Genomic DNA, 23,213 nt, shown 5'->3' with positions numbered 1-23,213 from the left:
GGTCGTCGGCGGGGGCGCAGCGCACTTCGATGGGGACGTTGACGCGCAGGTTCTGGCGGGCGATCAGGCGCTCGATCTCGCGCAGGGCGGAGACGGCCGCGTCGACCGGGAGGGCGTATTCCATCTCAGGCCCCGAATACCCGGCGCGTGTAGGCGTTGGCGAAGATGCGGTCGGGGTCGGTCTTCTCGCGGACCTCGAGGAAGTCGTTGAAGCGGGGGTAGATCGCGGCGAGGTCGTCGTGGTCGCGGGTGTGGAGTTTGCCCCAGTGGGGGCGGCCTTCGTGGGCGATCATGATCTGTTCGGCGGTCTCGAAGTACGCGGTCTGGTCCATGCCCTGGAACACGTGGAAGGCCAGGTAGACGGTCTCGCGGCCGTGGGCGGTGGAGAGCCACAGGTCGTCGGCGGGGGCGCAGCGCACTTCGATGGGGACGTTGACGCGCAGGTTCTGGCGGGCGATCAGGCGCTCGATCTCGCGCAGGGCGGAGACGGCCGCGTCGACCGGGAGGGCGTATTCCATCTCCACGAACTTGAAGGTGCGCGGGGAGGTGAACACCTTGTCCGAGCGGTCCACGAAGGTGCGCGCGGAGAGCGCTTTCGCGGCGACCTTGTTGATCACCGGGATGGCGCGCGGGGCGGCGCGGCCGACGCGGCAGACGCCGGCGAAGAAGGTGTTGGACAGGAATTCGTCCTCGAACCATTCGCGGCGGCGCGAGAGCGGGCGGGCCGGGCCCTCGGTGCGGTTGTTGCGCTTGACCGTCGTCATCGCGGTGTGCGGGAACCACCAGAACTCGAAGTGCTCGTTCTCGGTGCGCAGCTCCTCGAACCGGTCCAGGACCTCGTTCAGGCGCATCGGCTCCTCGCGCGCCTCGAGCAGGAATCCCGGCTCGGTGCGGAAGGTCACGGCGGTGATCACGCCGATGGTGCCGAGGGAGATGCGGGCCGCCTCGAACAGGTCGGGGTGCTCGTCGGCGGAGCAGCTGACCAGGCTTCCGTCGGCCAGCACCAACTCGAGGCCGGCGACCTGCGCGGCGATGGAGGCGCTGTCGCGGCCGGTGCCGTGGGTGCCGGTGCCGATCGCGCCGGAGACGGTCTGCGCCTGGATGTCGCCCATGTTCGTCAGTGCTCTGCCCTGCTCGGCCAGCAGTTCGTTCAGCCGCCACAGGCCCATGCCGGCCTCGACCGTGACGAGTCCGCTGGCCGGGTCGGCGCCGCGCAGCCGGGCCAGGTTGCCCATCCGGATCTGCACGCCGTCGGTCACCGCGACCGGGGTGAACGAGTGGCCGGAGCCGACCGGTTTGACCGTCATGCCGCGGGCCGCGGCGTCCCGCACCGTCTCCGCGACCTCCTGCGGGCTGCTCGGAGCGGCCACGCGGCGCATCCGGGCCTGCTGGTTGCCGGCCCAGTTGGTCCAGGTCCGGGTCGCGGCGGCTTCGGTCGGGAGAGTGCTCATCCTGGGCCAATCTTGCGGGGGCGCTAGCAGGCGGACAATTCGCAGGGGGTAAGCCAACTTGACCGTAGACCTGGCGTCAAGGGGCCCTGCGTCCGCGTGCGAGGATTTGCACATGGTGGAGTCCGTGAGCGCCTCGGCCGAGCCGTACGACGCGCTGCTTTTGCTGTCCTTCGGCGGGCCGGAGGGCCCGGACGAGGTCGTGCCGTTCCTGGAGAACGTGACCCGGGGGCGCGGCATCCCGCGCGAGCGGCTCGCGGCCGTGGGGGAGCACTACTTCCTGTTCGGCGGGGTGAGCCCGATCAACGCGCAGTGCCGGGCACTGATCGCGCAGGTCGAGAAGGATCTGGCCGAGCACGGGATCGGGGTCCCGGTGTACTGGGGCAACCGCAACTGGCAGCCGTTCCTGGCCGACACGCTGCGGCGGATGGCGGCGGACGGGGTGCGCCGGCCGCTGGTGTTCGTGACCTCGGCGTACTCGTCGTATTCGGGCTGTCGGCAGTACCGCGAGGACCTCGCGGCGGCCGCGGCCGAGGCCGGAGTGCTCGACGTGATGCGGATCGACAAGATCCGGGCGTACTTCGACCATCCGGGGTTCGTGGGGCCGTTCGTCTCCTCGACGCTCGAGGCGCTCGACCGGCTCGAGCCGCAGCTGCGCGACGCGGCCGAGGTGGTGTTCGTCACGCACTCGGTGCCGCTGTCGTACGCGCAGACCAGTGCTTACGTGCCGCAGCACGAGGCGGTCGCGGGCCTGGTCGCGGACGCGGTGCGCGAGCGGACCGGGGTGGAGCGGGACTGGACGCTGGTGTACTGCAGCCGCAGCGGGCCGCCGACGCAGCCGTGGCTGGAGCCGGACGTGTGCGCCCACCTGCGGGACCGCGCGGCCGCCGGGGCGCGCGCGGTGGTGGTGGTGCCGATCGGGTTCGTCTCCGACCACATGGAAGTGATCTACGATCTGGACACGCAGGCCGCGCAGGTCGCGGCCGAGCTCGGGCTGCCGATGGCCAGGGCGGCGACGCCGGGGACGCGTCCGGACTTCGTGGCGCTGGTGCGGGACCTGCTGACCGAGCGGGCCGCGGTGGAACGCGGCGAGACGGTCACCCGGGCCGGGCTGAGCGGGCTCGGCGCGATGCCGGACCTCTGCGCGCCCGGGTGCTGCCCGAACCCGCGCGGGGCGGGCAAGCCGGCGCTGTGCGGGCGGGACTGACCGCGGGACCGACCAGAACAGAGCAGAGCCGAACAGAGCAGCACGGCAGAGCCGAACAGGGCACGGCCGAACAGAGCAGAGCCGAACGCGGGCGTCGCAACGGCGTGCGCGTTCGGGCGAGAGCGAGAGGGAGACCCGGTGACGGTGGCGGCGGACGTGGACCCGAGGGAACTGCTGGCCACGGCGCGGGAGGCGGCCGAGGAGGCCGCGGTGCTGCTGGTGCAGGGACGTCCGGCGCAGCTCGGGGTGGCGAGTACGAAGTCGAGTCCGACCGACGTCGTCACGGAGATGGACACGGCCTCCGAGAAGATGATCAAGGCGGCGATCCGGCGCCACCGCCCCGACGACGGCTTCCTGGGTGAAGAGGGCGGCACCGAGCAGGGCGGGAGCGGGGTGCGCTGGGTGATCGACCCGATCGACGGGACGGTGAACTACCTCTACGGGCTGCCGGCCTGGGCCGTGTCCATCGGCGCCGAGGTGGACGGGCAGGTCGTGGCGGGTCTCGTGCTCGCTCCGCAGCTGGGAGAGCTGTACACGGCCGTACGTGGCGGCGGGGCCTGGCTCGGCGAGCAGCGCCTCGGCGTGCTCGAGCCCGAGGGTCTGGACCGGGCGCTGGTGGCCACCGGGTTCGGCTACCGGGCGCAGCGCCGGGCCGAGCAGGGGCGGATCGTGTCCGGGCTGGTCGGGCGGGTGCGCGACATCCGCCGCGGCGGCAGTGCGGCGCTTGACCTGTGCTCGGTCGCGGCCGGGCGGGTGAACGGCTACTTCGAGCGCGGCACGCAGCCGTGGGACCGGGCCGCCGGGGCCCTGATCGCGACGGAGGCGGGGGCCCGCGTGGAGGGTTTCCACGGGACCCCCGCCTCGGAGTCGATGGTGCTGGCGGCCGGGCCTGCGCTCTTTCCGGTGCTGCACGAGGCCCTGGTGGGCCTCGGGGCGGACGAGCCGGGCTACTGAGCGGCCGCCGGAGCGGGCGGGCTCAGCGCGAAAGTGCGGCGGGCGGGCCGCCGGGGCTTCGCGGAGATCGGTGCTGACGTGCTGCGGGCCGGCTCCGCGAGGAGCGCGGCGGGGCGGGCGTACGGTCGGCGGCGCCGAGCCCGTGAGCCCGGCGCGGGCGGCTCTCAGGCCGCGACGGCGCGGGGATCGACGCCGTGGTCGGCGGCGATGCGCAGCAGAGAGTCGAGTTCACCTTGTTCCACCTGCACCGCGTACACGTCCCTGGCGGTCATGGCGCGGCGCAGAGCGGCCTCGGTGTCTTCGATCCTCTGGCGCAGACGGGCGGCGAACTCTCCCATGGTGCTCCTTGTGCTCGTGGTACTGGAGGGGCTGGCCCGGGACGGGAGGGTCGTGGTCGGACCCGGGCTTCGGGTGCGCCCGGCGGCCGCGAACGGGGGAGAGCGCGGCGAGCCGTGGTGCAACGGACGCGGTGACGTGCCCACACCCCGATGACGCTGAGATTGCCACGGGGCGCGAAGTTGGGCCGTGTGAATGACAGCTTCCCGCCCCCCGGAAGTTTCAAACTGCCGATCTCCGAGTGTTCACCTCGGTTCGCTCAGGGCGTTCGGCGCGGTCGAACGGGCGGTCCGGCCGGGGTGGCCGGATGGGGCGGCGCGCGGGCCGCGCGGCGTCGGTTCGCAACGGTCTGCGGTGATCTGTCCGCCCGGTCGGGGGCGGCCGATACTGACGGCGTCCTTAGCTGCCGGGGTGCATGATGGCGGGGCGTGCCCCGGACGGCGGCGCGTGCCGGGTGTGGTTGTGGTTTCGCGAATGATACAGGCGGGTGTGTGGCGGTGCGGGTGCTGGTGGTGGAGGACGAGCAGCTGCTGGCGGACGCGATAGCGCGCGGGCTGCGGCGGGAGTCGATGGCCGTGGACGTGGCCTACGACGGGACCGAGGGCTGGGAGCGGATCGGGGTGAACGAGTACGACGTGGTGGTGCTCGACCGCGATCTGCCGGGGATGAGCGGGGACGAGCTGTGCCTGCAGGTGGTGGGGCAGGGCGCGGCGACCCGGGTGCTGATGCTCACGGCCGCGGCCGAGGTGGCCGACCGGGTGGCCGGGCTGAGCCTGGGCGCGGACGACTACCTGGGCAAGCCGTTCGCGTTCGCCGAACTGGTGGCGCGGGTGCGGGCGCTGGGACGTCGGGCTGTGCCCGCGCTGCCGCCGGTGCTGGAGGCCGCCGGGGTCCGGCTGGATCCGGCGCGGCGCGAGGTGACGCGGGACGGTCGCGCGGTGGCGCTCTCGCCCAAGGAGTTCGCCGTGCTGGAAGTGCTGATGCGCGCCGGGGGCGCCGCGGTGAGTGCGGAGCAGTTGCTGGAGAAGGCGTGGGACGAGAACGCGGATCCGTTCACCAATGTGGTGCGTGTGACGGTGATGACGTTGCGGCGACGGCTCGGCGAACCTCAGGTGATCCTCACGCTGCCCGGCGCCGGCTATCGGATCGGCTGACGGGGTGCGTACGGAGCGGGCCGGGCAGTTCCCGGGGATGCGGGCGGAGAACGTGAACGAGCAGAGCACTGCGGGTGCGGCGGCGGGCCCGGAAGGTGTCGGAGGCGGTGGCGGCGAGGGCGGTGGCGCGGAGCGCGATCCCCTGGCCCGCACCATCATTCCGCTCACCGCGTCGGGGCACTATCTGCAGCCTGCGGTACCGCCCGGCCCGGCGGCGCGTCGGTCCGGGCTGCCGGTGCGGGCGAAGCTCGCGCTGATCTTCGTGGCCTTATTCGTCGTGTTCGGCACGGTGCTGACCGCGGTGACGTTCGTGCTGGTGCAGTGGCGGCTCAACCATCCGCGGGCGGATCTGCCGAACTGGTGCCGGCTCACGGCCGCGGACCGGCTCAAGGGGCTCAAGCTGACGGTGGCTCAGCAGGACGCGTGCACCCGGGCGGTGCACGCCGAGACGCTGCAGCAGATCCTGCTGGCCGCGCTGATCGGGCTGGCCGTGCTCGGGGTCGTGGTGTTCGCGGTGGGCTACTGGGTGGCCGGGCGGGTGCTGCGGCCGCTGAGCCGGGTCTCGGCGGCGGCGCGGCAGATCGCGCGGCGCGGCGAGGGCTCGCTCGACGCGCGCACGCGGCTCGCCCTCGACGGGCCGCGCGACGAGCTGTACGAGCTCGCCGAGACCTTCGACGAGATGCTCGACCGGCTCGACGCGGCGTTCGAGAGCCAGCGGCGGTTCACCGGGAACGCCTCGCACGAGCTGCGCACGCCGCTGGCGGTGAGCCGGACGCTGCTCGAGGTGACGCTGGCGGATCCGGACACGCCTCCGGACACGGTGGTGCTGGCGCAGGGTCTGCTGGCGAACAACGAGCGGTCCGAGCGGATGATCGAGGGCCTGCTCGCGCTGTCCAAGGCGGACCAGGCGGTGCTCGCGCCGGCGCCGGTGCGCTGGGACGAGCTGGTCGGCGGGGTCGTGGCGATGAGCGGCGCGGAGGCGGCCCAGCGGGGGCTGCACCTGCGGACGCAGCTGAACGCGGTGACGGTGCGCGGGGACGCGGCGCTGCTCGAGCAGGTCGCGACCAACCTCGTGCACAACGCGATGCGGCACAACCTGGTGGCGGGCGGCGGCGCGAGCGGGCACGTCGGCGGCTGGGTGGACGTGGTCACCTACGACCAGGGCGAATACGGCCTGCTCGTGGTGGCCAACAGCGGGCCGCTGGTGCCCGCGGGGGTGGTGGAGTCGCTGTTCGAGCCGTTCCGGCGGCTGCGGGCGCCGGACGCGCCGCGGCGGGCCGAGGACCGCGGGGCCGGGCTCGGGCTCTCGATCGTGCGCGCGGTGGTGCGGGCGCACGGCGGGCGGATCGCGGTGCAGGCCAGAGCGGAGGGCGGGCTGATCGTGCGGGTGTGGGTGCCGACCCCGGCCGGCGGTTCCGGCGGCCGCGGGGCGACGCACCGGGGTTCGGCGCGCCGCTGAGCGGGCGGCTGCGGGCCGCACGCGAGGGGCCGAGCCCAGGACGGCCTGGCCGGCCACGCCGGGGCGTGGCGGGGGCTTTGCGGCGGCGTGGCGGGCTCTCGGGCAGGCCGCGTGGGGTCCGGGCGGTGCGGCGGGGCGGCTGCGGACCGACCGGAAGGCGTGTAGAGGGGCGCGCCGGCGGGCATACGCGACGGCGAGACCCCGGCCCGAGCGTGCCCGGGAGCGCCCGAAGGACCCGTGGCGAGGGTCCGCGGGGACGCCTCCGCCGAGCTCAGTCGATTCTTCTCAACTGCTTGGCGTACAGCTCGCCGTTGGCGGTGTATCTCGACACCGCGTCGGCAAAGCTTCCGGGGGTCACGGCGTCCAGGCGGAGCTTCGCCGGGACGCCCAGGGCCATCGCCCGGGCCGGAACCTCCGTTCCGGGGGAGACCACCGCGCCCGCGGCCACGAGCGCACCGGAACGCACCACGACCCGGTGGAGCACCACGCTGCCCGAACCGACGAGGCAGTCGTCCTCCACCACGCATCCCTCGAGGTGGGCGATGTGACCAACGACACATCGGCTGCCGATCACGGTCTCGAGCTCCTCTGTGGCGTGGATCACGGCGCCGTCCTGGATCGAGGTGGCCTGTCCGACCGTGATCCGGCCGTAGTCCCCGCGCAACACGGCGCCGGGCCATACGGTACTGCCCGCACCCACGCTGACCTGGCCGATCACCGTGGCTTCCGGGTGGATGTAGGCCTGCGGATGGATCTGCGGAACGAGGTCGCCGAGGGCGTAGACGGGCATCGACGGGCCTTTCCAGACAGGGGTGGCGCAGGTGCGGAACATCCTGCCAGACCACCCGAACGGCTGATTAGGTCGGGTGTCGGTTGCATAACACCCCTTGAAGTAAGGCAAAATCTGCGCCTCGGATCGGGCACAACTTTGCCTTCCGATACGTTACGTGCCCTGAACGACCAAAGAACCGCCTGAAGGGGGAGAGGAAAATGGCTACCGACTACGACACGCCACGCAAGACCGACGATGAACTCAACGAGGACTCTCTGGAGGAGTTGAAGGCACGGCGGGTCGACAAGACCGCCGCCGTGGTCGACCTGGAGGAGGGCGACAACGAGTCGCTCGAACTTCCCGGTGCAGACCTGTCCGGGGAGGAGTTGAGCGTCCGTGTCCTGCCCAGGCAGGCCGACGAGTTCACCTGCTCCCGCTGTTTCCTGGTACACCACCAGTCGCAACTCGCCTTCGAGCGCGACGGCCAGCCGGTGTGCCGGGACTGTGCGTGAACACGCCGGGCGTGGAGCGGACCTAGCGGGCCGCGGCGTTCGCACCGGCAGTGGCGCCGGCGATCGTCGCGGCCAACCGCTGGGGGTGCCGCGAAGAAAGGTACAAGTACGGGTGCGGGTCACGGGGGTCGACGACCTCGACCCGCACCGCGGTCCTCACGTAGCTGCGCAGCAGCAGGTACGCACGCGGATCGGCGTCCTGGGTCCGCAGGGCCCGGGCCTGCTCGGCGTCGAGCGCGCGCGCCTCGCCGAGGGCGGAGAGCGGCAGCACGGCCGGTCCGGCGTGCAGGCTTCCGTCGGCGAGCCGGATCGTGATCCGGCCGTAGGAGAACACCACCCAGGCCGACAGGGCGCTTCCGCCGACCAGTCCGGCCAGCGCCTGCCAGGGGCCGACGACCAGGAAGATGATGCCCAGGCCGAGGCCGAACAGAATGCTTATCAGATACCAGGACAGGGGTGCGCGCAGCTGCTCGCGGTAGGAGCCGTTGCTCTCGGAAGCGGTCATGCGTCCTAGGGTCACACACCTGCGCCGGGTGCCCGATTCCGGGGTTCGCCCTGCGCGCGGGGCCGGTCCGGGGGCGGTGGACCCGCCGCGGTTACCAGCGAGTAATGTTCAGGCCATGACCGACCAGGACCGGCACGGAGCCTCCGCGCACCCGCACGACGACGCGTCCGCGCCGCGGGCCGAGGTCTTCCGGGGCCCCACCGAACCGCCCGAGCACGCCGTCGCGCCCGAACGCCACCCGCAGGCCCCCGAGCCCGGGGCCTGGCTCGGCACGCACTACGACCAGTGTTTCGGCTGCGGAGAGCAGCGCCCGGAGGGCCTGCACCTGCGCGTGGCGGCCGGTCCCGGGGTGTCCGTGACGGCCGAGTTCAAGGTGGCCGAGGCCCATCAGGGCGCGCCCGGACTGATCCACGGCGGCCTGCTCTCGGCCGCGTTCGACGAGGTCATGGGCACGGTCAGCTGGCTGCTGCGGGTGCCCGCGGTCACCGGGCGGCTGGAGACCGACTTCCTCAAGCCGGTGCCGGTGGGCCGGATCGTGCACCTGCGGGCCTGGTGCGTCGGGCAGGCGGGGCGCAAGTTCTACCACCGGGCCGAGGCCCGGCTGGACGGCCCCGAGGGCCTGCTCGTGGCGAAGGCCGCGGCGCTGTTCGTGGGGGTCAAGCTGGAGCACTTCGTCACGCACGGCCGCCAGGAGGACGTCCAGGCCGTGCTCGAGGACCCGCAGCGCTACCGCTCGCTGCGCGCCTTCGACGTCAATCCCTGACCGCCGGGCGCCGGCGCACGCGGGCCCGGTCGAGTCACCGGCCCGCACGTGTCCGTGCCGCCCCGCCCTGACGGCGCGGACGGGGTAGGGTGCGGGCGTGAACGCCGCGCAACCCCTGACCGCACCGGCAGCGCCCCCCGCGAGTGCCGAGGTCGAGATCCTCATCCGCAGGCTCGACCCGGACCTGCCGCCCCCCGCCTACGCGCTGCCCGGCGACGCCGGCGCCGACCTGCGCTGCGCGGTGGACGTGGAGCTCGCGCCGGGTGAGCGCGCGGTGGTGCCGACGGGCCTGGCCATCGCCATGCCGGCGGGGTACGCGGCCTTCGTCCACCCGCGCTCCGGACTCGCCGCGCGGTACGGGGTTTCCCTGGTCAACACCCCGGGCACGATCGACTCCGGTTATCGCGGCGAGATCAAGCTCATCATCGTGAACCTGGACCGCGCGCGCCCGGTCACCCTCTCCCGGGGCGACCGAGTGGCGCAGCTGGTGGTGCAGCGGGTGGAACAGGCGCGTTTCGTGGAGGTGGAGCAGCTTCCACCGAGCGAACGCGGCGAAGGCGGGCACGGGTCCACCGGCCGGTAGTGCGCCCGGCCGCCCGCAGGGGGTAAAGCGCCCGCCGCGGGTTATAGTCCGGCTGTAGTGAAACGATCGGTGCGCGAGGACCGTGCGGGACGCAGGCCGGCACGACGAGACAAACTGATGGGGAGATGTGACCGATGTTCCGACGGCGAGGCCGTGACGCGGCGGACGAGGCTGGGCTGGAGCCCGCGGACGAGGGCGAGGAGGCGCAGCAGGACGCCGCGCCGCACCGCCGTACGGCCGAGCCCTCCGCCGAACGGGCCGAGGGGCCCTGGGACGCCACGGAACTGGACAACCCCATGGAAGGCCGGGTGGACCTCGGGGGCCTGCTGGTGCCCGCCGTCCCCGGCATGGAAGTGCGCCTCGAGGTCTCCGAGCAGCAGCAGGTGATGGCGATCACGGTCGTGCTCGGGCAGAGCGCGATCCAGCTGCAGGCCTTCGCCGCGCCGCGCTCCGAGGGCATCTGGACCGAGGTGCGCGACGAGATCTCGATCGAGGTCACCAAGCAGGGCGGCGTGATCGACAAGGGCGTGGGCGCCTTCGGGCCCGAGCTGCGCGCGCGGGTCCCGGTCCGCCTGCCGGAGGGCAACCAGGGCGTGCAGGTGGTGCGCTTCCTCGGTGCCGACGGTCCGCGCTGGTTCCTGCGCGCGGTGATCTCCGGGCAGGCCGCGGTGCAGGCCGAGGCCGCGGCGATGGTCGAGCAGGTCTTCCGCAACGTCGTGGTGGTGCGCGGCACGCAGGCGATGGCCCCGCGCGACCCGATCCCGCTGCGGCTGCCCCCGCAGGCCCGGCCGACCGACGAGGCGGCCGAGCCGGCCGCCGAGCCGAGCTCGCCGTACGCCGGCGGCGACCTGAACCCCTACCAGCGCGGGCCCGAGATCACCGAGATCCGTTGACCGGGGCGGGCCGCGGCGTGCGGCCCGGCCCGCGGTCCGAGGGTGGGCTCGTGCGCGTTCCTACGCTGCGGCGGGGCGCGGAAGGTACGATGCCAGACATGTCAGCCGAAGCCGCCGCCGCGGCGCCGCAGCCCCAGGCAGCCGAGTCCGCCCCGCCCGAGGCGGCCACGCCGGAGCCCACGCACGAGGAGCGCCTGGCCGCCTACCAGGCCTCCGTGTTCGCCGCCTTCGGCGGCCGCCGGGGCCTGGCCGAGGTCGGCCTGCCGAGCATCCTGTTCGTCCTGGTCTACGGCATCTCGCGCAACCTGGGCGGCGCGATCTGGGCCGCCGTGGCCGTGGCCGCGGTGCTCAGCGCGGTCCGGCTGGTCAAGCGCGACACCCTGCAGCACGCCCTCGGCGGCCTGGCCGGGGTGCTCGTGTGCGCCGCCGTGGCCCACTTCTCCGGGCAGGCCAAGGGCTTCTACCTGCCGGGCGTGCTGCTCAACATCGGCTACGCGATCGTGTTCTCGGTCAGCGCCGTGGTGCGCTGGCCGATCGTCGGGGTGGTGCTCGGCCCGGTCACCGGCGAGATGATGGCCTGGCGCGAGAGCCCGGCCAGGGCGCGCGCGTTCACCCTGGCCACCTGGCTGCTCGCGGCCATGTTCACCTTCCGGGTGTGCGTCGAGGTGCCGCTGTACCTGTCCAACCAGATCGACGCGCTCGGCGTGGCCAAGATCATCATGAGCTACCCGCTCTACCTCGCGGTCGTCTACGCCTGCTGGCAGATCATCCGGCGCGCCCCGCTGCCGCCGATCAAGGCGGCGCACGCGGCTGGCGAGCCGGGCCAGGACGCGGCGGCCGCCGAATCCTGAGCGGCCCCGTCCGTCGGCAGCGCAGAGCCACAGCACGCGGCCCCGGCATCCCCTCGCGGGGGTGCCGGGGCCGCGTGCGTGTCGTCAGTTCGAGGACTGCGAGGCCTCGGCGTTGAGCAGGTCCTCGAGCTGCTGCTCGCGGTCCGGCGCCGCGACGAACAGCAGCTCGTCGCCGCCCTCCAGCGGGTCGTCCGGGGTCGGCACGACCACGCGGCCGCCGCGCAGCACCGCGACCAGCGCGGTGTCCTCGGGCCACTCCACCGCGCCGATGACGGTGCCGACCAGCGGCGCGTCGGCCGGCAGGGTCAGCTCGACCAGGTTGGCCTCGCCCTGGCTGAAGCGCAGCACCCGCACCAGGTCGCCGACCGAGACGGCCTCCTCGACCAGCGCGGACATCAGGCGCGGGGTGGAGACGGCCACGTCCACGCCCCAGGCCTCGTTGAACAGCCACTCGTTCTTCGGGTGGTTGACCCGCGCCACCACCCGCGGGACGCCGTACTCGGTCTTCGCCAGCAGCGAGACCACCAGGTTGGCCTTGTCGTCGCCGGTGGCCGCGATGGCCACGTTGCACCGCTGCAGGCCCGCCTCGTCCAGCGAGGCGATCTCGCAGGCGTCGGCCAGCAGCCACTCCGCCCGGGGCAGCTCGTCCACCGCGATGCGGTGCGGCTCCTTGTCGATCAGGAGGACCTCGTGGCCGTTCTCCAGCAGTTCCACGGCGATGGAGCGGCCCACGTTCCCGGCTCCGGCGATCGCGACGCGCATCAGTGTTCAGGTCCCTTCGCGAAGATCTCCTCGACCTGCGTCTGCTCGGCGGTGTTCAGCGCCACGTGCACCAGGTCGCCCTCCTGCAGCACGGTGTCGTTCTCGGGCAGGATGCCCTTGCCCAGCCGGGTCAGCAGCGCCACCCGGGTGCCGGAGACGGACTCGAGCCGGGCCACCCGGTGGCCCACCCAGCCCGGGCTCACGTGCACCTCCACCACCGCGACGGTGCCGGACGGGTCACGCCAGTGCTCCTCGCCGCCGCTCGGGATCAGCCGGCGCAGCATCTGGTCCGCGGTCCAGCGCACCGTGGCCACGGTCGGGATGCCGAGGCGCTCGTAGATCTCGGCCCGGCGCGGGTCGTAGATGCGCGCGCAGACGTTCTCCACGCCGAAGGTCTCCCGGGCCACCCGGGCCGCGATGATGTTCGAGTTGTCTCCGCTGGAGACGGCGGCGAAGGCGCCCGCGCCCTCGATCCCGGCCGCGATCAGGGTGTCCCGGTCGAAGCCGGTGCCCGTCACCCGCCGGCCCCGGAAGACGCCTCCGAGTCGGCGGAAGGCCTGCGGATCCTGGTCGATCACGGCGGCGCTGTGCCCCAGTTCCTCCATGCTCAGGGCCAGCGTGGAACCCACGCGGCCGCAGCCCATGATCACGATATGCACAGTGCCAGGTCTCCTCGAAGCTCGTCGGTGCACAGGGCGAGGGGCGCGGCGCGATCCTCACGGTGTCGTGTCTATCATCCGTCCGCTTTCTGGAACAGCGCCGGGTGCAGCTGTACTGGTAGATCGCGGCTTGCTCGGCCGGGCGGTCTTGGGGACGAAAAGCGTGTCCCCAAGGACCTCGCTGCGCCGCGATACTGGTAGATCGCGGCTTGCTCGGCCGGGCGGTCTTGGGGACGAAAAGCGTGTCCCCAAGGACCTCGCTGCGCCGCGAGCCGTCCGCGACGGTGCGAGTGCCCCGCCCCCGCACGGCCTACCCTTGAGTGTCACCCGCCGGAGCCCCGGCCATCCACGTGAGATCGGAAACACAGTGCCGCGCAGCGCCTCGCCTCGCCCCTCCGCCCGCGCCCACGCGCCCGCCGCGCGCCCCGACGCCGGGCCCTCGCTCGTCGGGGAGCGGTTCGAGGTGCTGGTCGGGCCGGTGGCGCACGGCGGCTTCTGCGTGGCGCGGCACGAGGGGCGCGCGGTGTTCGTGCGGCACGCGCTGCCGGGCGAGCGGGTGGTGGCGCAGGTGACCGAGGGGCACGCGCAGGACCGCTACCTGCGCGCCGACGCGGTCGAGATCCTCGAGGCCTCGGCCGACCGGGTGCCCGCGCCGTGCCCGTACGCGGGTCCGGGCAAGTGCGGAGGCTGCGACTGGCAGCACGCCACGCCCGCGGCCCAGCGCGCGCTCAAGGGCGCGGTGATCGAGGAGCAGCTGCGCCGGCTGGCCGGGATCGAGCGGCACGTCGTGGTCGAGCCCGCGCCCGGCGACGCCGACGGGCTCGGCTGGCGCACCCGGGTGCAGTTCGCGGTGGACGAGCAGGGCCGGATCGGGCTGCGCCGCAGCCGCTCGCACGACGTGGTGCCGGTCGAGCACTGCGCCATCGCCGCCGACGGGGTCGAGGAGGTGGGCGTGGAGAGCCGCTCCTGGCCCGGGGTGGCCGGGGTCGAGGTGATCGCCTCGACCGGGTCCTCGGACCGCGCCGTCGTGGTCACCCCGCTGCCCAAGCCGCTCGGCCGGATGCCCATCGTCGAGCTCGACGTCCCGGTCTCGGTGCTGCGCGGGGACGGCGAGGGCGGCGCCTCCCGGGTGCACGGGCGGGCCCAGGTGCGGGAGGTGGCCGCCGGGCGCACCTTCAAGGTCAGCGGGTCGGGGTTCTGGCAGGTGCACCCGGCCGCGGCCGACGTGCTGAGCCAGGCCGTGTCCGAGTACGTCGACGCCCGTCCCGGGGAGACCGCGATGGACCTGTACTGCGGGGTGGGCCTGTTCGCGGCCGGCCTGGCCGCGGCGGTCGGCCCGGACGGCGAGGTGGTCGCGGTGGAGTCCGAGCGCGCCGCGGTGGCCGACGCCCGGTCCAACCTGGCCGAGTTCGCGCAGGTGACCCTGGTCGAGGAGCGGGTGGACAAGGCCATCAAGGACGCCCCGGCGGGCTTCGAGGCCGAGGTCGTGGTGCTCGACCCGCCGCGGGCCGGGGCCGGGCGCAACGTGGTGGCCGGGATCGCGGGCCTGCGCCCCCGGGTGATCGCCTACGTGGCCTGCGATCCGGCCGCGCTGGCCCGGGATCTGGGCTACTTCGCCGAGCAGGGCTACGCGCTCACCGGCCTGCGCGCCTTCGACCTGTTCCCGATGACCCACCACGTGGAGTGCGTGGCCAAGTTGGAACGGGCGTAAAACGCTCGGCGCGTCCCGGTAGGATCCTCCGGTAGTGGACCGCGACTGGCGCCAGCGAGGTGGAACCGACCACCGTGGAGCGGCCCGAAGAGCAGCAGTGGGCACCGTGCGCCTGGGTGACCGCCGACGAGTCGACCCTGACCTGGAGGCACCGTGCACCAGCCTGCCCTGACCCATCTCGCCGCCGCCGACCCCGAGGTCGCCCGGCTGGCCGAGGCCGAGGCCCAGCGCCAGTTCGAGAAGATCCGCCTGATCGCGTCGGAGAACTACGTCTCCACCGCCGTGCTCGAGGCCACCGGCACCGTCTTCACCAACAAGTACTCCGAGGGGTACGCCGGCAAGCGCTACTACGAGGGCCAGCAGGTCGTCGACCAGCTCGAGCGCCTGGCCATCGAGCGGGCGAAGACGCTGTTCGGCGCCGAGCACGCGAACGTGCAGCCGTACTCGGGCTCGCCGGCCAACCTCGCGGTCTACCTGGCCTTCATGAACCCGGGCGACACCGTGCTCTCGATGGACCTGCCCATGGGCGGCCACCTGACCCACGGCTCCCCGGTCTCGGCCACCGGCAAGTGGTTCCGGCCCACCCACTACGGCGTGCGCCAGGAGACCGGCCGCGTCGACATGAACGACGTGCGCGAGATCGCCCTGCGCGAGCGGCCCCGGCTGATCATCGCCGGCGGCACCGCGATCCCGCGCACCATCGACTTCGCGGCCTTCGCCGAGATCGCCAAGGAGACCGGCGCGATCCTGCTGGCCGACATGGCGCACATCGCGGGCCTGGTCGCCGGTGGCGCGCACCCCACGCCGGTGGGCCACGCCGACGTGATCTCCACCACCACGCACAAGACCCTGCGCGGCCCGCGCGGCGCGATGCTGCTGTCCACCGAGGAGCACGCCAAGGCGATCGACAAGGCGGTCTTCCCCGGCCTGCAGGGCGGCCCGCACAACCACACCACCGCCGGTATCGCGGTGGCGCTGGCCGAGGCGGCCAAGCCCTCGTTCCGGGACTACGCGGCCGCCATCGTGGCCAACGCCCAGGCCCTGGCCGCGGCGCTGCTCGAGCGCGGCTTCGACCTGGTCTCCGGCGGCACCGACAACCACCTGCTGCTGATCGACCTGACCAACAAGGGCATCACCGGCAAGGTGGCCGCCAAGGCGCTGGACGCGGCCGGCATCGAGCTCAACTTCAACACGGTGCCGTTCGACACCCGCCGTCCGTTCGACCCCTCCGGCCTGCGCCTGGGCGCCGCCGCGATCACCACCCGCGGCCTGCGCACCGAGCACATGCCGGCCCTCGCGGGCTGGATCGAGCGCGCGGTGCTCGCGGCCGGGCGCGGCCCGCTGGACGACGCGGACGTGGCCAAGGAGCTCGACGCGGTGGCCGGCGAGGTGCGCGACCTGCTCGACGCCTTCCCGATGCCCGGCTTCTCCCGCTGACCAACGGGCGACCGGGTGACCGGACAACCCCGAAGGGGGCCCCTTCCGCGCTCTGAGCGGAAGGGGCCCCCTTCGGGTTGGACGCCGAGGCGTCAGCCCATGTGCGGGTAGCGGTAGTCCGTCGGCGGGACGAAGGTCTCCTTGATCGAGCGCGGGCTGGTCCAGCGCAGCAGGTTCTGCGGGGAGCCTGCCTTGTCGTTGGTGCCCGAGGCCCGGCCGCCGCCGAAGGGCTGCTGGCCGACGACGGCGCCGGTCGGCTTGTCGTTGAGGTAGAAGTTGCCGGCGGCGAAGCGCAGGCCCTTGCCCGCGTGCGCCAGCACGCCGCGGTCCTGCGCCAGGATCGAGCCGGTCAGCGCGTAGGACGAGGTGCGGTCGATCCGGGCGATGACGGCGTCGAAGTCGGACTCCTCGTACACGTGCACCGACAGGATCGGGCCGAAGTACTCGGTGTTGAAGATCTCGTCGTCCGGGTTCGAGCCGACCAGCACGGTCGGGCGGACGAAGAAGCCGTGCGAGTCGTCGTAGGTGCCGCCGGCCAGCACGTCGATGTCCGCGGCCGCGTGCGCCCGGTCGATCGCCGCCTTGTGCTTGGCGAACGCCCGCTCGTCGATGACCGCGCCCATGAAGTTGGACAGGTCGGTCACCTCGCCCATGCTCAGGCCGTCCACCTCGGCCGCGAGCTCGTCCTTGATCTGCTCCCACAGGGCGCGCGGGACGTAGGCGCGGGAGGCGGCGGAGCACTTCTGGCCCTGGTACTCGAAGGCACCGCGGGTGAGCGCGGTCTTGAGCACGCCAGGGTCGGCGCTGGCGTGGGCCAGTATGAAGTCCTTGCCGCCGGTCTCGCCGACCAGCCGCGGGTAGCTGCGGTAGCTCTCGATGTTCTCGCCGACCGTGCGCCACAGGTGCTGGAAGGTGCGGGTGGAGCCGGTGAAGTGGATGCCGGCCAGGTCCGGGTGGGTGAGCGCCACCTCGGAGACCGGCACGCCGCTGCCGGTGAGCATGTTGATGACGCCGGCGGGCAGGCCGGCCTCCTCGAGCAGGCGCATCACCAGGTGCGCGGAGAACTGCTGGGTGACCGAGGGCTTCCACAGCACGGTGTTGCCCATCAGCGCCGGGGCGGTGGGCAGGTTGCCGGCGATGGCGGTGAAGTTGAACGGCGTGATCGCGTAGACGAAGCCCTCGAGCGGGCGGTAGTCGGTGCGGTTCCACACCCCGGCGCTGGAGGTCGGCTGCTCCTCGATGACCTGCCGGGCGAAGGCCACGTTGAACCGCCAGAAGTCGGCGAGCTCGCAGGCCGAGTCGATCTCGGCCTGCTGCGCGGTCTTGGACTGGCCGAGCATGGTGGCCGCGTTCACCCGGGCCCGCCACGGGCCGGTGAGCAGGTCGGCGGCCTTGAGGAAGACGGCGGCGCGGTCGTCGAAGGACAGCTCGCGCCAGGGCGCGGCGGCCGCGGCGGCGGCGTCGATCGCGTCCTTGGTGTCCTGGTGGGTGGCCTCGGCCAGGGTGCCGAGCACGTGCGCGCGGCGGTGCGGCTGGACGACGTCGAGCTTGCCCCCGCCGCCCATCCGCTGCCTGCCCCCGATCGTCATGGTCAGGTCGATCGGGTGGGTCTGCAGGTCGGTCAGCGCCTCGAGCAGGCGGGCGCGCTCCGGGCTGTTCGGGCCGTAGCCCAGGACCGGCTCGTTGACCGGCTGCGGGACTCGGGTGACGGCGTCCACGGTGGTTCCCTTTCGGATCACGTACGGGTGGTCGGTGGCGGTGGCGCCGCGGGGTGTGCGGCGCGGTGCGGGTGCGGCGGCGCGGTCAGCGGCCGACGAGCGCGCGCAGGAAGAAGGCCACGTTGGCCGGGCGCTCGGCCAGCCGGCGCATGAAGTAGCCGTACCAGTCGGTGCCGAACGGGATGTAGACCCGCATCCGCTCGCCCGCGCGCGCGGCCTTGAGCTGCTCGTCCTGGCGGATGCCGTAGAGCATCTGGAACTCATGGTCGCTCGCGGTGCGCCCGTGCGCACTCGCGGCGCCGCGCCCGGCCCGGATCATCCGGGAGTCGTGGCTGGCCACCATCGGGTAGCCGCCCCCGGCCATCAGGATCTCCAGGCAGCGCTCGTAGGCGGCGTCCACCTCGGGCTTGTCCTGGTGCGCGACCGAGGCGGGCTCGGCGTAGGCGCCCTTGACCAGGCGCACCCGCGAGCCGGGGTAGGCCAGGTCGCGGCAGTCCTGCTCGGTGCGGTGCAGCATGCTCTGGAGCACGGTGCCGACCCACGGGAAGTCCTCCCGCAGCACCTTGAGGATGCGCAGGGTGGAGTCGATGGTGGTGTGGTCCTCCATGTCGAGGGTCACCGTGGTGCCGGCGGCGGCCGCGGCCTCGCAGATCGCGTGGGCGTTGTCCTGCGCCAGCTGCTCGCCGCCGGGCAGCGCCTGGCCGAGCGCGGAGAGCTTGACCGAGACCTCGGCCACGTCCGCGAGGCCCTCGGCGGACAGGCGGCCGAGCAGCGCGACGTAGCTGTCCCGGATGGCGGCGGCCTGCGCGGCGTCGGTGGTGTCCTCGCCGAGGTGGTCGAGCGTCGCGTACAGGCCCTGGGCCTTGAGCGCGCGCACCGCGGCGATCGCCGCGGCCTGGTTCTCGCCGGCCACGAAGCGGTCGACGACCTTGCGGGTGACGGGGATCGCGGTCACGGCTCGGCGCGCCAACGGGCTGCGCGAGGCCTTGAGCAACACGGAAGAGAGCACTGCGGCCACTGACTGCCTCCGGAGCGGGTACGGGTCGTTCGCGCATACCGTAGGAAACCCGGGCGCCCCCCGACGAGAGACAGACGTCCCAGTCGCCGGACTATTCTTCAGACAATCGTATGATGATCGGCAGGGCGGGGCTGAAACGGCAGGCCCGACGGTATGTCACAGGAAGCGCGGTATGGGACCTGACCTGCAGGAGCTGGTGGACGAGGCGGCCAGGATCACCGAGATGGCGGTCACCCTTGAGGACCGCGAGTTCAATCTGGTGGCCTTCTGCGCCCACCGCACCGTGGGCGACGCGGTGCGCCAGGACTCGATCCTGACCCGCCGGTCCACCGACGAGGTCCGCAGCTACTACGAGTCCTTCGGCATCGCCCGGGCCGCCGGGCCGATGCACATCCCGGCCGATCCGCAGCGCCGGCTGCTCGGCCGGGTCTGCGTGCCGGTGCGCTGGCAGTCGGTCACCTACGGATACCTGTGGCTGCTGGAGGACCGCGCGGTCGACCCGGCGCTGCTGCCCGAGCTGCTCGACCTGGCCGGGCGGGCCGGGGCGGAGCTGGCCCGGCACTCGCGCTGGCGCGACGACCTCGGCTGGAAGGTGGGCGAGCTGCTCTCCACCTTCCCGGAGACGCGGGCCAAGGCGGCCGCCGAGATCGCCGAGTCCTGGTTCAGGGACGAGGCCGTGCCGGTGGCCGCGGTCGTGCTCAGATCCCTGATACCGACCGCCGCGGACGCCCCGGTCAACGCCTGGCGGCTGCCGCGCACGGTGCTGGTGGGCACCGGGGAGCACAGTTCGACCTTCATCGTTCCGCTCGGCGCCGCAGGCGATCTGACGGCGGCTCGGGCGGTGGCCCGCACGGCCCTGACGGCGCTGGGGCCGGAGCATCCGGCCGTGGCCGGGATCGGCGGCCCGGTGGCCACACTGGCGCAGGCGCGGGCGTCCTGGCTGCAGGCCCGCATCGCGGCCCGGGTCGCCGCGTTCCGGGAGGAGCGGGTCGCCCAGGCCGGGCAGAGCGATCGGGCCGAGCCGGCCGATCAGCGGGAATGGCCCGAACTCGGCGTGCACCGGCTGCTCGGGGTCGCCCCCGACGCGTCCCTGCGCGAGGCGCTGGCCCATCCCGGGATCGAGCGGCTGCTGCGCGAGGGCGGCGCCGAACTCGTCCGGACCGCGCGTGCCTACCTGGACGAGGCGGGCAGCGCCCAGCGCACCGCGCAGGCCCTGGGCATCCACCGGCAGACGCTCTACCACCGGCTCGAGCGGATCGAGCGGCTCACCGGCCTCGACCTCGACTCCGGCCGCGACCGGCTCGGCCTGCACCTCGCGCTCGTGCTGTTGCCGCGGCTGGACTGAGCGGCGCCGGGCCGCCTACGCCCCGGTGTCAGAGGGTTGGTGGACGATGGACTCATGCGAACCGTCCCGTCGATCCTGCACATCGACATGGACGCCTTCTTCGCGGCGGTGGAGCAGCGGCACAAGCCCAGCCTGCGCGGCAAACCCGTCGTGGTGGGCGGCGTCGGCCTGCGCGGCGTCGTGTCCACGGCCAGCTACGAGGCCAGGGCCTTCGGCGTCGGCTCGGCCATGCCCACCGCGCTGGCCCGGCGCCGCTGCCCGAACGCCGCGTACCTCTTCCCCCGGTTCGGCGCGTACCACGAGATCAGCCAGGTCGTGATGGGCATACTGCGCGAGTTCTCGCCGCTGGTGGAGCCGGTCAGCATGGACGAGGCCTTCGTCGACCTCGAGGCCATGACGCAGGGGCCGCCGAAGGACGAGCAGGAGGTGCGCGCGCATGCCCGCAGGCTCAGCGCGCTGGTCGCCGAGCGCACCGGGCTGACCGCGTCGGTCGGGGCGGGCACCTCCAAGCTGGTGGCCAAGGTCGCCTCGGACGCGGACAAGCCGCACGGCTGCGTCGTGGTGGCCGCCGGCTCCGAGCAGCGATGGCTCGACCCGCTGCCGGTGCGCAAGCTCTGGGGCGTGGGCCCGGCCACGGCCGACCGGCTGCACACCATGGGCGCCACCACGGTCGCCGAACTGCGCGCGCTCGGCGAGCACGAGCTGGTGAGCCTGCTCGGCAACGCCTGGGGCGGGCAGCTCTTCCGCCTCTCCCGCGGCCGGGACGAACGCGTGGTGAGCGCCGAGCGGGAGGCGAAGTCGGTCAGCGTCGAGGACACCTATCCGCACGACCTGATGGACCTCTACAGCATCCGGGCCGCGGTCACCGAGCTGGCCGAGCGGGTGGTGCGCCGGCTGCGCGAGGGCGGGCACACCGGACGGACCGTCACGGTCAAGGCCAGGGGCCACGATTTCACCACCGTCACCCGCTCGGAGACCCTGGCCGGACCCACCGACGACGTCAGGCTGCTGCTTCCGGCCGCGCTGCGCCTGGTCGACGGCGCCGCGGCCGCCGCCACCGGCCAGATGCGCGGGATCCGGCTGCTCGGCGTGGGCATCTCAGCCCTCGCCGAATACGCCCAGGGCGACCTGATCGCAGAGCTCGAAGGCCTGGGCGAGTACACGCCGCAGGGCGCGGAGACCGACGAGGCGCACGCGCCGCCCGCCGAGCCCGCGCCGGTGCCCGCGGTCACGATGTACGGGCCGGTGCCCGAGGCCCCGGAGGCGCGGCACTGGCTGGCCGGGCAGGACGTGCGCCATCCGCAGTGGGGTCCCGGCTGGGTGCAGGGCGCCGGGCTCGGGCGGGTCACGGTCCGGTTCGAGGGGCCCGACACCCCGCCGGGACGGATCAAGACCCTGGACGTGGCGGATCCGGACCTCGAAGCGGTCGACTCGGCCGAGGTGGCGCGGGCGGCGCTGCCGCAGGAGGCGGACATCGCGGCGGAGAGGCCGGCCGGGCCGGACGTGGGAGGCTGAGCGCGGCGACCACTAGGCTGTGGCGCGGGTAGAGCGAAAGGACTTCAGCGGTGGCTCTAGAGCGCACGCATCCGGGGACGTCGGCGCGTACCGGAGTGGTGTGGGAGGTGCTCTCCGCGGGATTGGCCGAACGGTCCGCGCGGACCGGCAGCGGCGAACTCGCGGTGGTGGACCTCGGCGGCGGCACCGGCGGCTTCGCCGTCCCGCTGGCCCGGCTCGGGCACCGCGTCACAGTGGTGGACCCGAGCCCGGACGCGCTGGCCGCGCTGGAGCGGCGGGCCGCCGAGGCGGGCGTGAGCGAGCGGGTCCGCGCGGTGCAGGGCGACCTCGGCGGTGTGCTCGACGCGGTCGACGCCGAGTGCGCCGACGCCGTGCTGTGCCACGGGGTGCTCGAGGTGGCCGACGACCCGGCCGAGGGCATGAGCGCGGCCGGCCGGGTGCTGCGTCCCGGCGGGATCGCCAGCGTGCTCGCCGCGAACCGGGACGCGCTGGTGGTCGCCCGCGCCCTCGGCGGCAACGTGGCCGGCGCGCTGGCCGCGCTGCGTGAGCCGGTGCGCCGCCGCTTCACCGAGGACGCGCTGGTGGAGCTGGTCCGGCAGGCGGGTCTCGCGGTGGCCTCCCGGCACGGCGTGCGGCTGTTCGCCGACCTGGTGCCCAGCGCGGAGCCGGACGACCCGGACCTGCTCGCGCTCGAGGTGCTCACGGCCGGACGGCCGGAGTTCCGGGCTCTGGCCACGCAGGTGCACGTGCTGGCCGCACGGCCGGAGTAACGCCCGCGGACGGCTCGAGGCGCCCCGTGGCGCCCCGAAACGGTCCCCGGCCCGCCGTGTCCCCGTCCCGGAAAGCCGTCGTGAGCGCGGCGGTGAGGCCCCGGCCCCACTCCGTGCCCTAGCGGATGCCGGATCGGCGTGAGCACGGCACGTCCGGGGGAAATACCCGGTATCCCGTTCCTTAGCGGAGCGGGCCTGCCTATTCTTGGAAGGGGAGGGGCGTGTCGGTTGCCGTATGGTCTCCCGGCAGTCCGCTCGCCCGCCTTGGTACGCCATGAGGAGGAATCCGTGCCCCTGTCCGAGCACGAGCAGCGACTGCTCGAGCAGCTCGAGCGGGCCCTGCAGGACGAGGACCCGAAATTCGCCTCCGCGCTGCAGGGTTCGCGGCTGCGCGGTCGGCTGCGGCTGCGTCTGCTGAGCGCTGCGATCGGTGTGCTCCTGGGGCTCGCGGCGGTGGGGTACGGGGTGTACTCCCACCGCGTGGTCCTCGAGGTCGCCGGCGCCGTGGTCGCGGTCGGCTGCGGCTGGCTGGTCTGGAGCTGTTGGCGGCGCATGCCCGCGCCCGGCGAGATCGTGCCCGCCACCAAGCTGCGCAAGCTGCGGCGGGCCAGAGACCGCGCGGCGAAGCGGCAGGGCACCTTCATGCAGCGGATGGAGCTGCGCTGGCAGCACCGCCGCGAGCGCGACCAGTTCTGACCCGTATGCCCGAGGGGTGAACTGGAGTTCACTCCGACGCCGAGCCTGCCGGGCCGTGCGCGGCCGCCTGCGCGGGAACGCCGAGACCACGCCCATCGCGACGGTGGAGAAGCCCGGGGTGCGCAGCTTCGGGTGGACGCGCGAG

24 protein-coding genes and 1 riboswitch are annotated in these 23,213 nt (G+C 73.4%); of the genes, 15 read left to right on the top strand and 9 right to left on the bottom strand.

Annotation, left to right across the window (positions count from 1 at the left end):
• Together KDL01_RS46010 and KDL01_RS23350 are read right to left on the bottom strand one after the other, a co-directional pair.
• A partial coding sequence (locus KDL01_RS46010; RefSeq protein ID WP_212530716.1) for a D-arabinono-1,4-lactone oxidase occupies positions 1 to 124 on the bottom strand: 124 nt, incomplete at its 3' end.
• A 1-nt stretch (position 125) separates the two neighbouring features.
• Positions 126 to 1,451: a D-arabinono-1,4-lactone oxidase gene (locus tag KDL01_RS23350; protein WP_212530710.1), complete on the bottom strand. Its 1,326-nt coding sequence runs from the start codon at positions 1,449 to 1,451 to the stop codon at positions 126 to 128.
• Between the two features lie 112 nt (positions 1,452 to 1,563).
• Between KDL01_RS23350 and KDL01_RS23345 the strand changes: the two genes are divergently transcribed.
• Both KDL01_RS23345 and KDL01_RS23340 read left to right on the top strand, forming a co-directional pair.
• A complete protein-coding gene (locus KDL01_RS23345) occupies positions 1,564 to 2,655 on the top strand; it encodes a ferrochelatase (protein WP_212530709.1) in 1,092 nt (363 codons plus the stop codon).
• 138 nt (positions 2,656 to 2,793) lie between these two features.
• Positions 2,794 to 3,609 (top strand): inositol monophosphatase family protein, encoded by an 816-nt coding sequence (locus KDL01_RS23340; RefSeq protein WP_307846534.1) that lies wholly within the window; start codon positions 2,794 to 2,796, stop codon positions 3,607 to 3,609.
• A gap of 164 nt (positions 3,610 to 3,773) precedes the next feature.
• Here KDL01_RS23340 and KDL01_RS23335 read toward each other — a convergent pair whose 3' ends face one another.
• The gene (locus KDL01_RS23335) at positions 3,774 to 3,947 is read right to left on the bottom strand and encodes a hypothetical protein (RefSeq protein ID WP_212530708.1); all 174 of its coding nucleotides are present in this window, start codon (positions 3,945 to 3,947) and stop codon (positions 3,774 to 3,776) included.
• Positions 3,948 to 4,442: 495 nt separating this feature from the next.
• On the opposite strand from KDL01_RS23335, the gene KDL01_RS23330 reads away from it, so the two are divergent.
• Positions 4,443 to 5,099 carry a response regulator transcription factor gene (locus KDL01_RS23330; RefSeq protein ID WP_212530714.1) on the top strand — a complete coding sequence of 219 codons (657 nt, stop codon included), beginning with the start codon at positions 4,443 to 4,445 and terminating at the stop codon, positions 5,097 to 5,099.
• Positions 5,100 to 5,103: 4 nt separating this feature from the next.
• Complete coding sequence (locus KDL01_RS23325) at positions 5,104 to 6,558, top strand: sensor histidine kinase (RefSeq protein WP_212530707.1); 1,455 nt, start codon at positions 5,104 to 5,106, stop codon at positions 6,556 to 6,558.
• 271 nt (positions 6,559 to 6,829) lie between these two features.
• Here KDL01_RS23325 and KDL01_RS23320 read toward each other — a convergent pair whose 3' ends face one another.
• On the bottom strand, positions 6,830 to 7,348 hold the full coding sequence (locus KDL01_RS23320; RefSeq protein ID WP_212530706.1) for a gamma carbonic anhydrase family protein: 519 nt from the start codon (positions 7,346 to 7,348) through the stop codon (positions 6,830 to 6,832).
• A gap of 200 nt (positions 7,349 to 7,548) precedes the next feature.
• On the opposite strand from KDL01_RS23320, the gene KDL01_RS23315 reads away from it, so the two are divergent.
• The gene (locus tag KDL01_RS23315) at positions 7,549 to 7,842 is read left to right on the top strand and encodes a DUF4193 domain-containing protein (protein ID WP_034269162.1); all 294 of its coding nucleotides are present in this window, start codon (positions 7,549 to 7,551) and stop codon (positions 7,840 to 7,842) included.
• Between the two features lie 22 nt (positions 7,843 to 7,864).
• Here KDL01_RS23315 and KDL01_RS23310 read toward each other — a convergent pair whose 3' ends face one another.
• Positions 7,865 to 8,347, bottom strand: a complete 483-nt coding sequence (locus tag KDL01_RS23310) for a DUF3093 domain-containing protein (RefSeq protein WP_212530705.1) — start codon at positions 8,345 to 8,347, stop codon at positions 7,865 to 7,867.
• Between the two features lie 115 nt (positions 8,348 to 8,462).
• Between KDL01_RS23310 and KDL01_RS23305 the strand changes: the two genes are divergently transcribed.
• From KDL01_RS23305 to KDL01_RS23290, 4 genes are all read left to right on the top strand, one after another.
• Positions 8,463 to 9,110 carry a PaaI family thioesterase gene (locus tag KDL01_RS23305; protein WP_212530704.1) on the top strand — a complete coding sequence of 216 codons (648 nt, stop codon included), beginning with the start codon at positions 8,463 to 8,465 and terminating at the stop codon, positions 9,108 to 9,110.
• A gap of 97 nt (positions 9,111 to 9,207) precedes the next feature.
• Entirely contained in the window at positions 9,208 to 9,693 is a 486-nt protein-coding gene (gene dut / locus KDL01_RS23300; RefSeq protein WP_307846533.1) for a dUTP diphosphatase, read from the top strand.
• A gap of 134 nt (positions 9,694 to 9,827) precedes the next feature.
• Complete coding sequence (locus tag KDL01_RS23295) at positions 9,828 to 10,586, top strand: DUF3710 domain-containing protein (protein ID WP_212530703.1); 759 nt, start codon at positions 9,828 to 9,830, stop codon at positions 10,584 to 10,586.
• Positions 10,587 to 10,684: 98 nt separating this feature from the next.
• On the top strand, positions 10,685 to 11,437 hold the full coding sequence (locus tag KDL01_RS23290) for a DUF3159 domain-containing protein (RefSeq protein ID WP_212530702.1): 753 nt from the start codon (positions 10,685 to 10,687) through the stop codon (positions 11,435 to 11,437).
• Positions 11,438 to 11,521: 84 nt separating this feature from the next.
• On the opposite strand, the gene KDL01_RS23285 is transcribed toward KDL01_RS23290, so the two are convergent.
• Positions 11,522 to 12,199: a potassium channel family protein gene (locus tag KDL01_RS23285; RefSeq protein WP_212530701.1), complete on the bottom strand. Its 678-nt coding sequence runs from the start codon at positions 12,197 to 12,199 to the stop codon at positions 11,522 to 11,524.
• A complete protein-coding gene (locus KDL01_RS23280) occupies positions 12,199 to 12,858 on the bottom strand; it encodes a potassium channel family protein (protein ID WP_212530700.1) in 660 nt (219 codons plus the stop codon). Before KDL01_RS23280 ends, KDL01_RS23285 begins: the two co-directional genes overlap by 1 nt.
• 367 nt (positions 12,859 to 13,225) lie before the next feature.
• Here KDL01_RS23280 and KDL01_RS23275 point away from each other — a divergent pair, with 367 nt between their 5' ends.
• Complete coding sequence (locus tag KDL01_RS23275; protein WP_307846531.1) at positions 13,226 to 14,569, top strand: class I SAM-dependent RNA methyltransferase; 1,344 nt, start codon at positions 13,226 to 13,228, stop codon at positions 14,567 to 14,569.
• 31 nt (positions 14,570 to 14,600) lie between these two features.
• Positions 14,601 to 14,694, top strand: a riboswitch (ZMP/ZTP riboswitch).
• Between the two features lie 28 nt (positions 14,695 to 14,722).
• Complete coding sequence (glyA, locus tag KDL01_RS23270) at positions 14,723 to 16,006, top strand: serine hydroxymethyltransferase (RefSeq protein WP_212530698.1); 1,284 nt, start codon at positions 14,723 to 14,725, stop codon at positions 16,004 to 16,006.
• A gap of 92 nt (positions 16,007 to 16,098) precedes the next feature.
• Here the strand turns inward: glyA and pruA are convergent, their stop codons facing one another.
• Positions 16,099 to 17,724, bottom strand: a complete 1,626-nt coding sequence (pruA, locus tag KDL01_RS23265) for an L-glutamate gamma-semialdehyde dehydrogenase (RefSeq protein ID WP_212530712.1) — start codon at positions 17,722 to 17,724, stop codon at positions 16,099 to 16,101.
• 85 nt (positions 17,725 to 17,809) lie between these two features.
• A complete protein-coding gene (locus tag KDL01_RS23260; protein WP_212530711.1) occupies positions 17,810 to 18,733 on the bottom strand; it encodes a proline dehydrogenase family protein in 924 nt (307 codons plus the stop codon).
• Positions 18,734 to 18,914: 181 nt separating this feature from the next.
• Here KDL01_RS23260 and KDL01_RS23255 point away from each other — a divergent pair, with 181 nt between their 5' ends.
• From KDL01_RS23255 to KDL01_RS23240, 4 genes are all read left to right on the top strand, one after another.
• Positions 18,915 to 20,087 (top strand): PucR family transcriptional regulator, encoded by a 1,173-nt coding sequence (locus KDL01_RS23255; RefSeq protein WP_212530697.1) that lies wholly within the window; start codon positions 18,915 to 18,917, stop codon positions 20,085 to 20,087.
• 54 nt (positions 20,088 to 20,141) lie between these two features.
• A complete protein-coding gene (locus KDL01_RS23250; RefSeq protein ID WP_212530696.1) occupies positions 20,142 to 21,602 on the top strand; it encodes a DNA polymerase IV in 1,461 nt (486 codons plus the stop codon).
• A gap of 50 nt (positions 21,603 to 21,652) precedes the next feature.
• The gene (locus KDL01_RS23245) at positions 21,653 to 22,372 is read left to right on the top strand and encodes a methyltransferase domain-containing protein (RefSeq protein WP_212530695.1); all 720 of its coding nucleotides are present in this window, start codon (positions 21,653 to 21,655) and stop codon (positions 22,370 to 22,372) included.
• Positions 22,373 to 22,660: 288 nt separating this feature from the next.
• The gene (locus KDL01_RS23240) at positions 22,661 to 23,068 is read left to right on the top strand and encodes an SCO2097 family morphological protein (RefSeq protein ID WP_212530694.1); all 408 of its coding nucleotides are present in this window, start codon (positions 22,661 to 22,663) and stop codon (positions 23,066 to 23,068) included.
• The last annotated feature ends 145 nt before the right edge of the window (positions 23,069 to 23,213 follow it).

Source organism: Actinospica durhamensis (assembly GCF_018139695.1).
Classification (GTDB): Bacteria; Actinomycetota; Actinomycetes; order Streptomycetales; family Catenulisporaceae; genus Actinospica; species Actinospica durhamensis.
This window is presented reverse-complemented; position numbering and strand designations above follow the sequence as displayed.

Coding starts and splice junctions, on each gene's coding strand:
- KDL01_RS23305 (WP_212530704.1), top strand. CDS start 8,463: ATGACCGACCAGGACCGGCACGGAGCCTCCGCGCACCCGCACGACGAC.
- KDL01_RS23310 (WP_212530705.1), bottom strand. CDS start 8,347: ATGACCGCTTCCGAGAGCAACGGCTCCTACCGCGAGCAGCTGCGCGCA.
- KDL01_RS23290 (WP_212530702.1), top strand. CDS start 10,685: ATGTCAGCCGAAGCCGCCGCCGCGGCGCCGCAGCCCCAGGCAGCCGAG.
- KDL01_RS23345 (WP_212530709.1), top strand. CDS start 1,564: ATGGTGGAGTCCGTGAGCGCCTCGGCCGAGCCGTACGACGCGCTGCTT.
- KDL01_RS23285 (WP_212530701.1), bottom strand. CDS start 12,199: ATGCGCGTCGCGATCGCCGGAGCCGGGAACGTGGGCCGCTCCATCGCC.
- KDL01_RS23295 (WP_212530703.1), top strand. CDS start 9,828: ATGTTCCGACGGCGAGGCCGTGACGCGGCGGACGAGGCTGGGCTGGAG.
- KDL01_RS23250 (WP_212530696.1), top strand. CDS start 20,142: ATGCGAACCGTCCCGTCGATCCTGCACATCGACATGGACGCCTTCTTC.
- KDL01_RS23315 (WP_034269162.1), top strand. CDS start 7,549: ATGGCTACCGACTACGACACGCCACGCAAGACCGACGATGAACTCAAC.
- KDL01_RS23320 (WP_212530706.1), bottom strand. CDS start 7,348: ATGCCCGTCTACGCCCTCGGCGACCTCGTTCCGCAGATCCATCCGCAG.
- KDL01_RS23335 (WP_212530708.1), bottom strand. CDS start 3,947: ATGGGAGAGTTCGCCGCCCGTCTGCGCCAGAGGATCGAAGACACCGAG.
- KDL01_RS23350 (WP_212530710.1), bottom strand. CDS start 1,451: ATGAGCACTCTCCCGACCGAAGCCGCCGCGACCCGGACCTGGACCAAC.
- KDL01_RS23255 (WP_212530697.1), top strand. CDS start 18,915: ATGGGACCTGACCTGCAGGAGCTGGTGGACGAGGCGGCCAGGATCACC.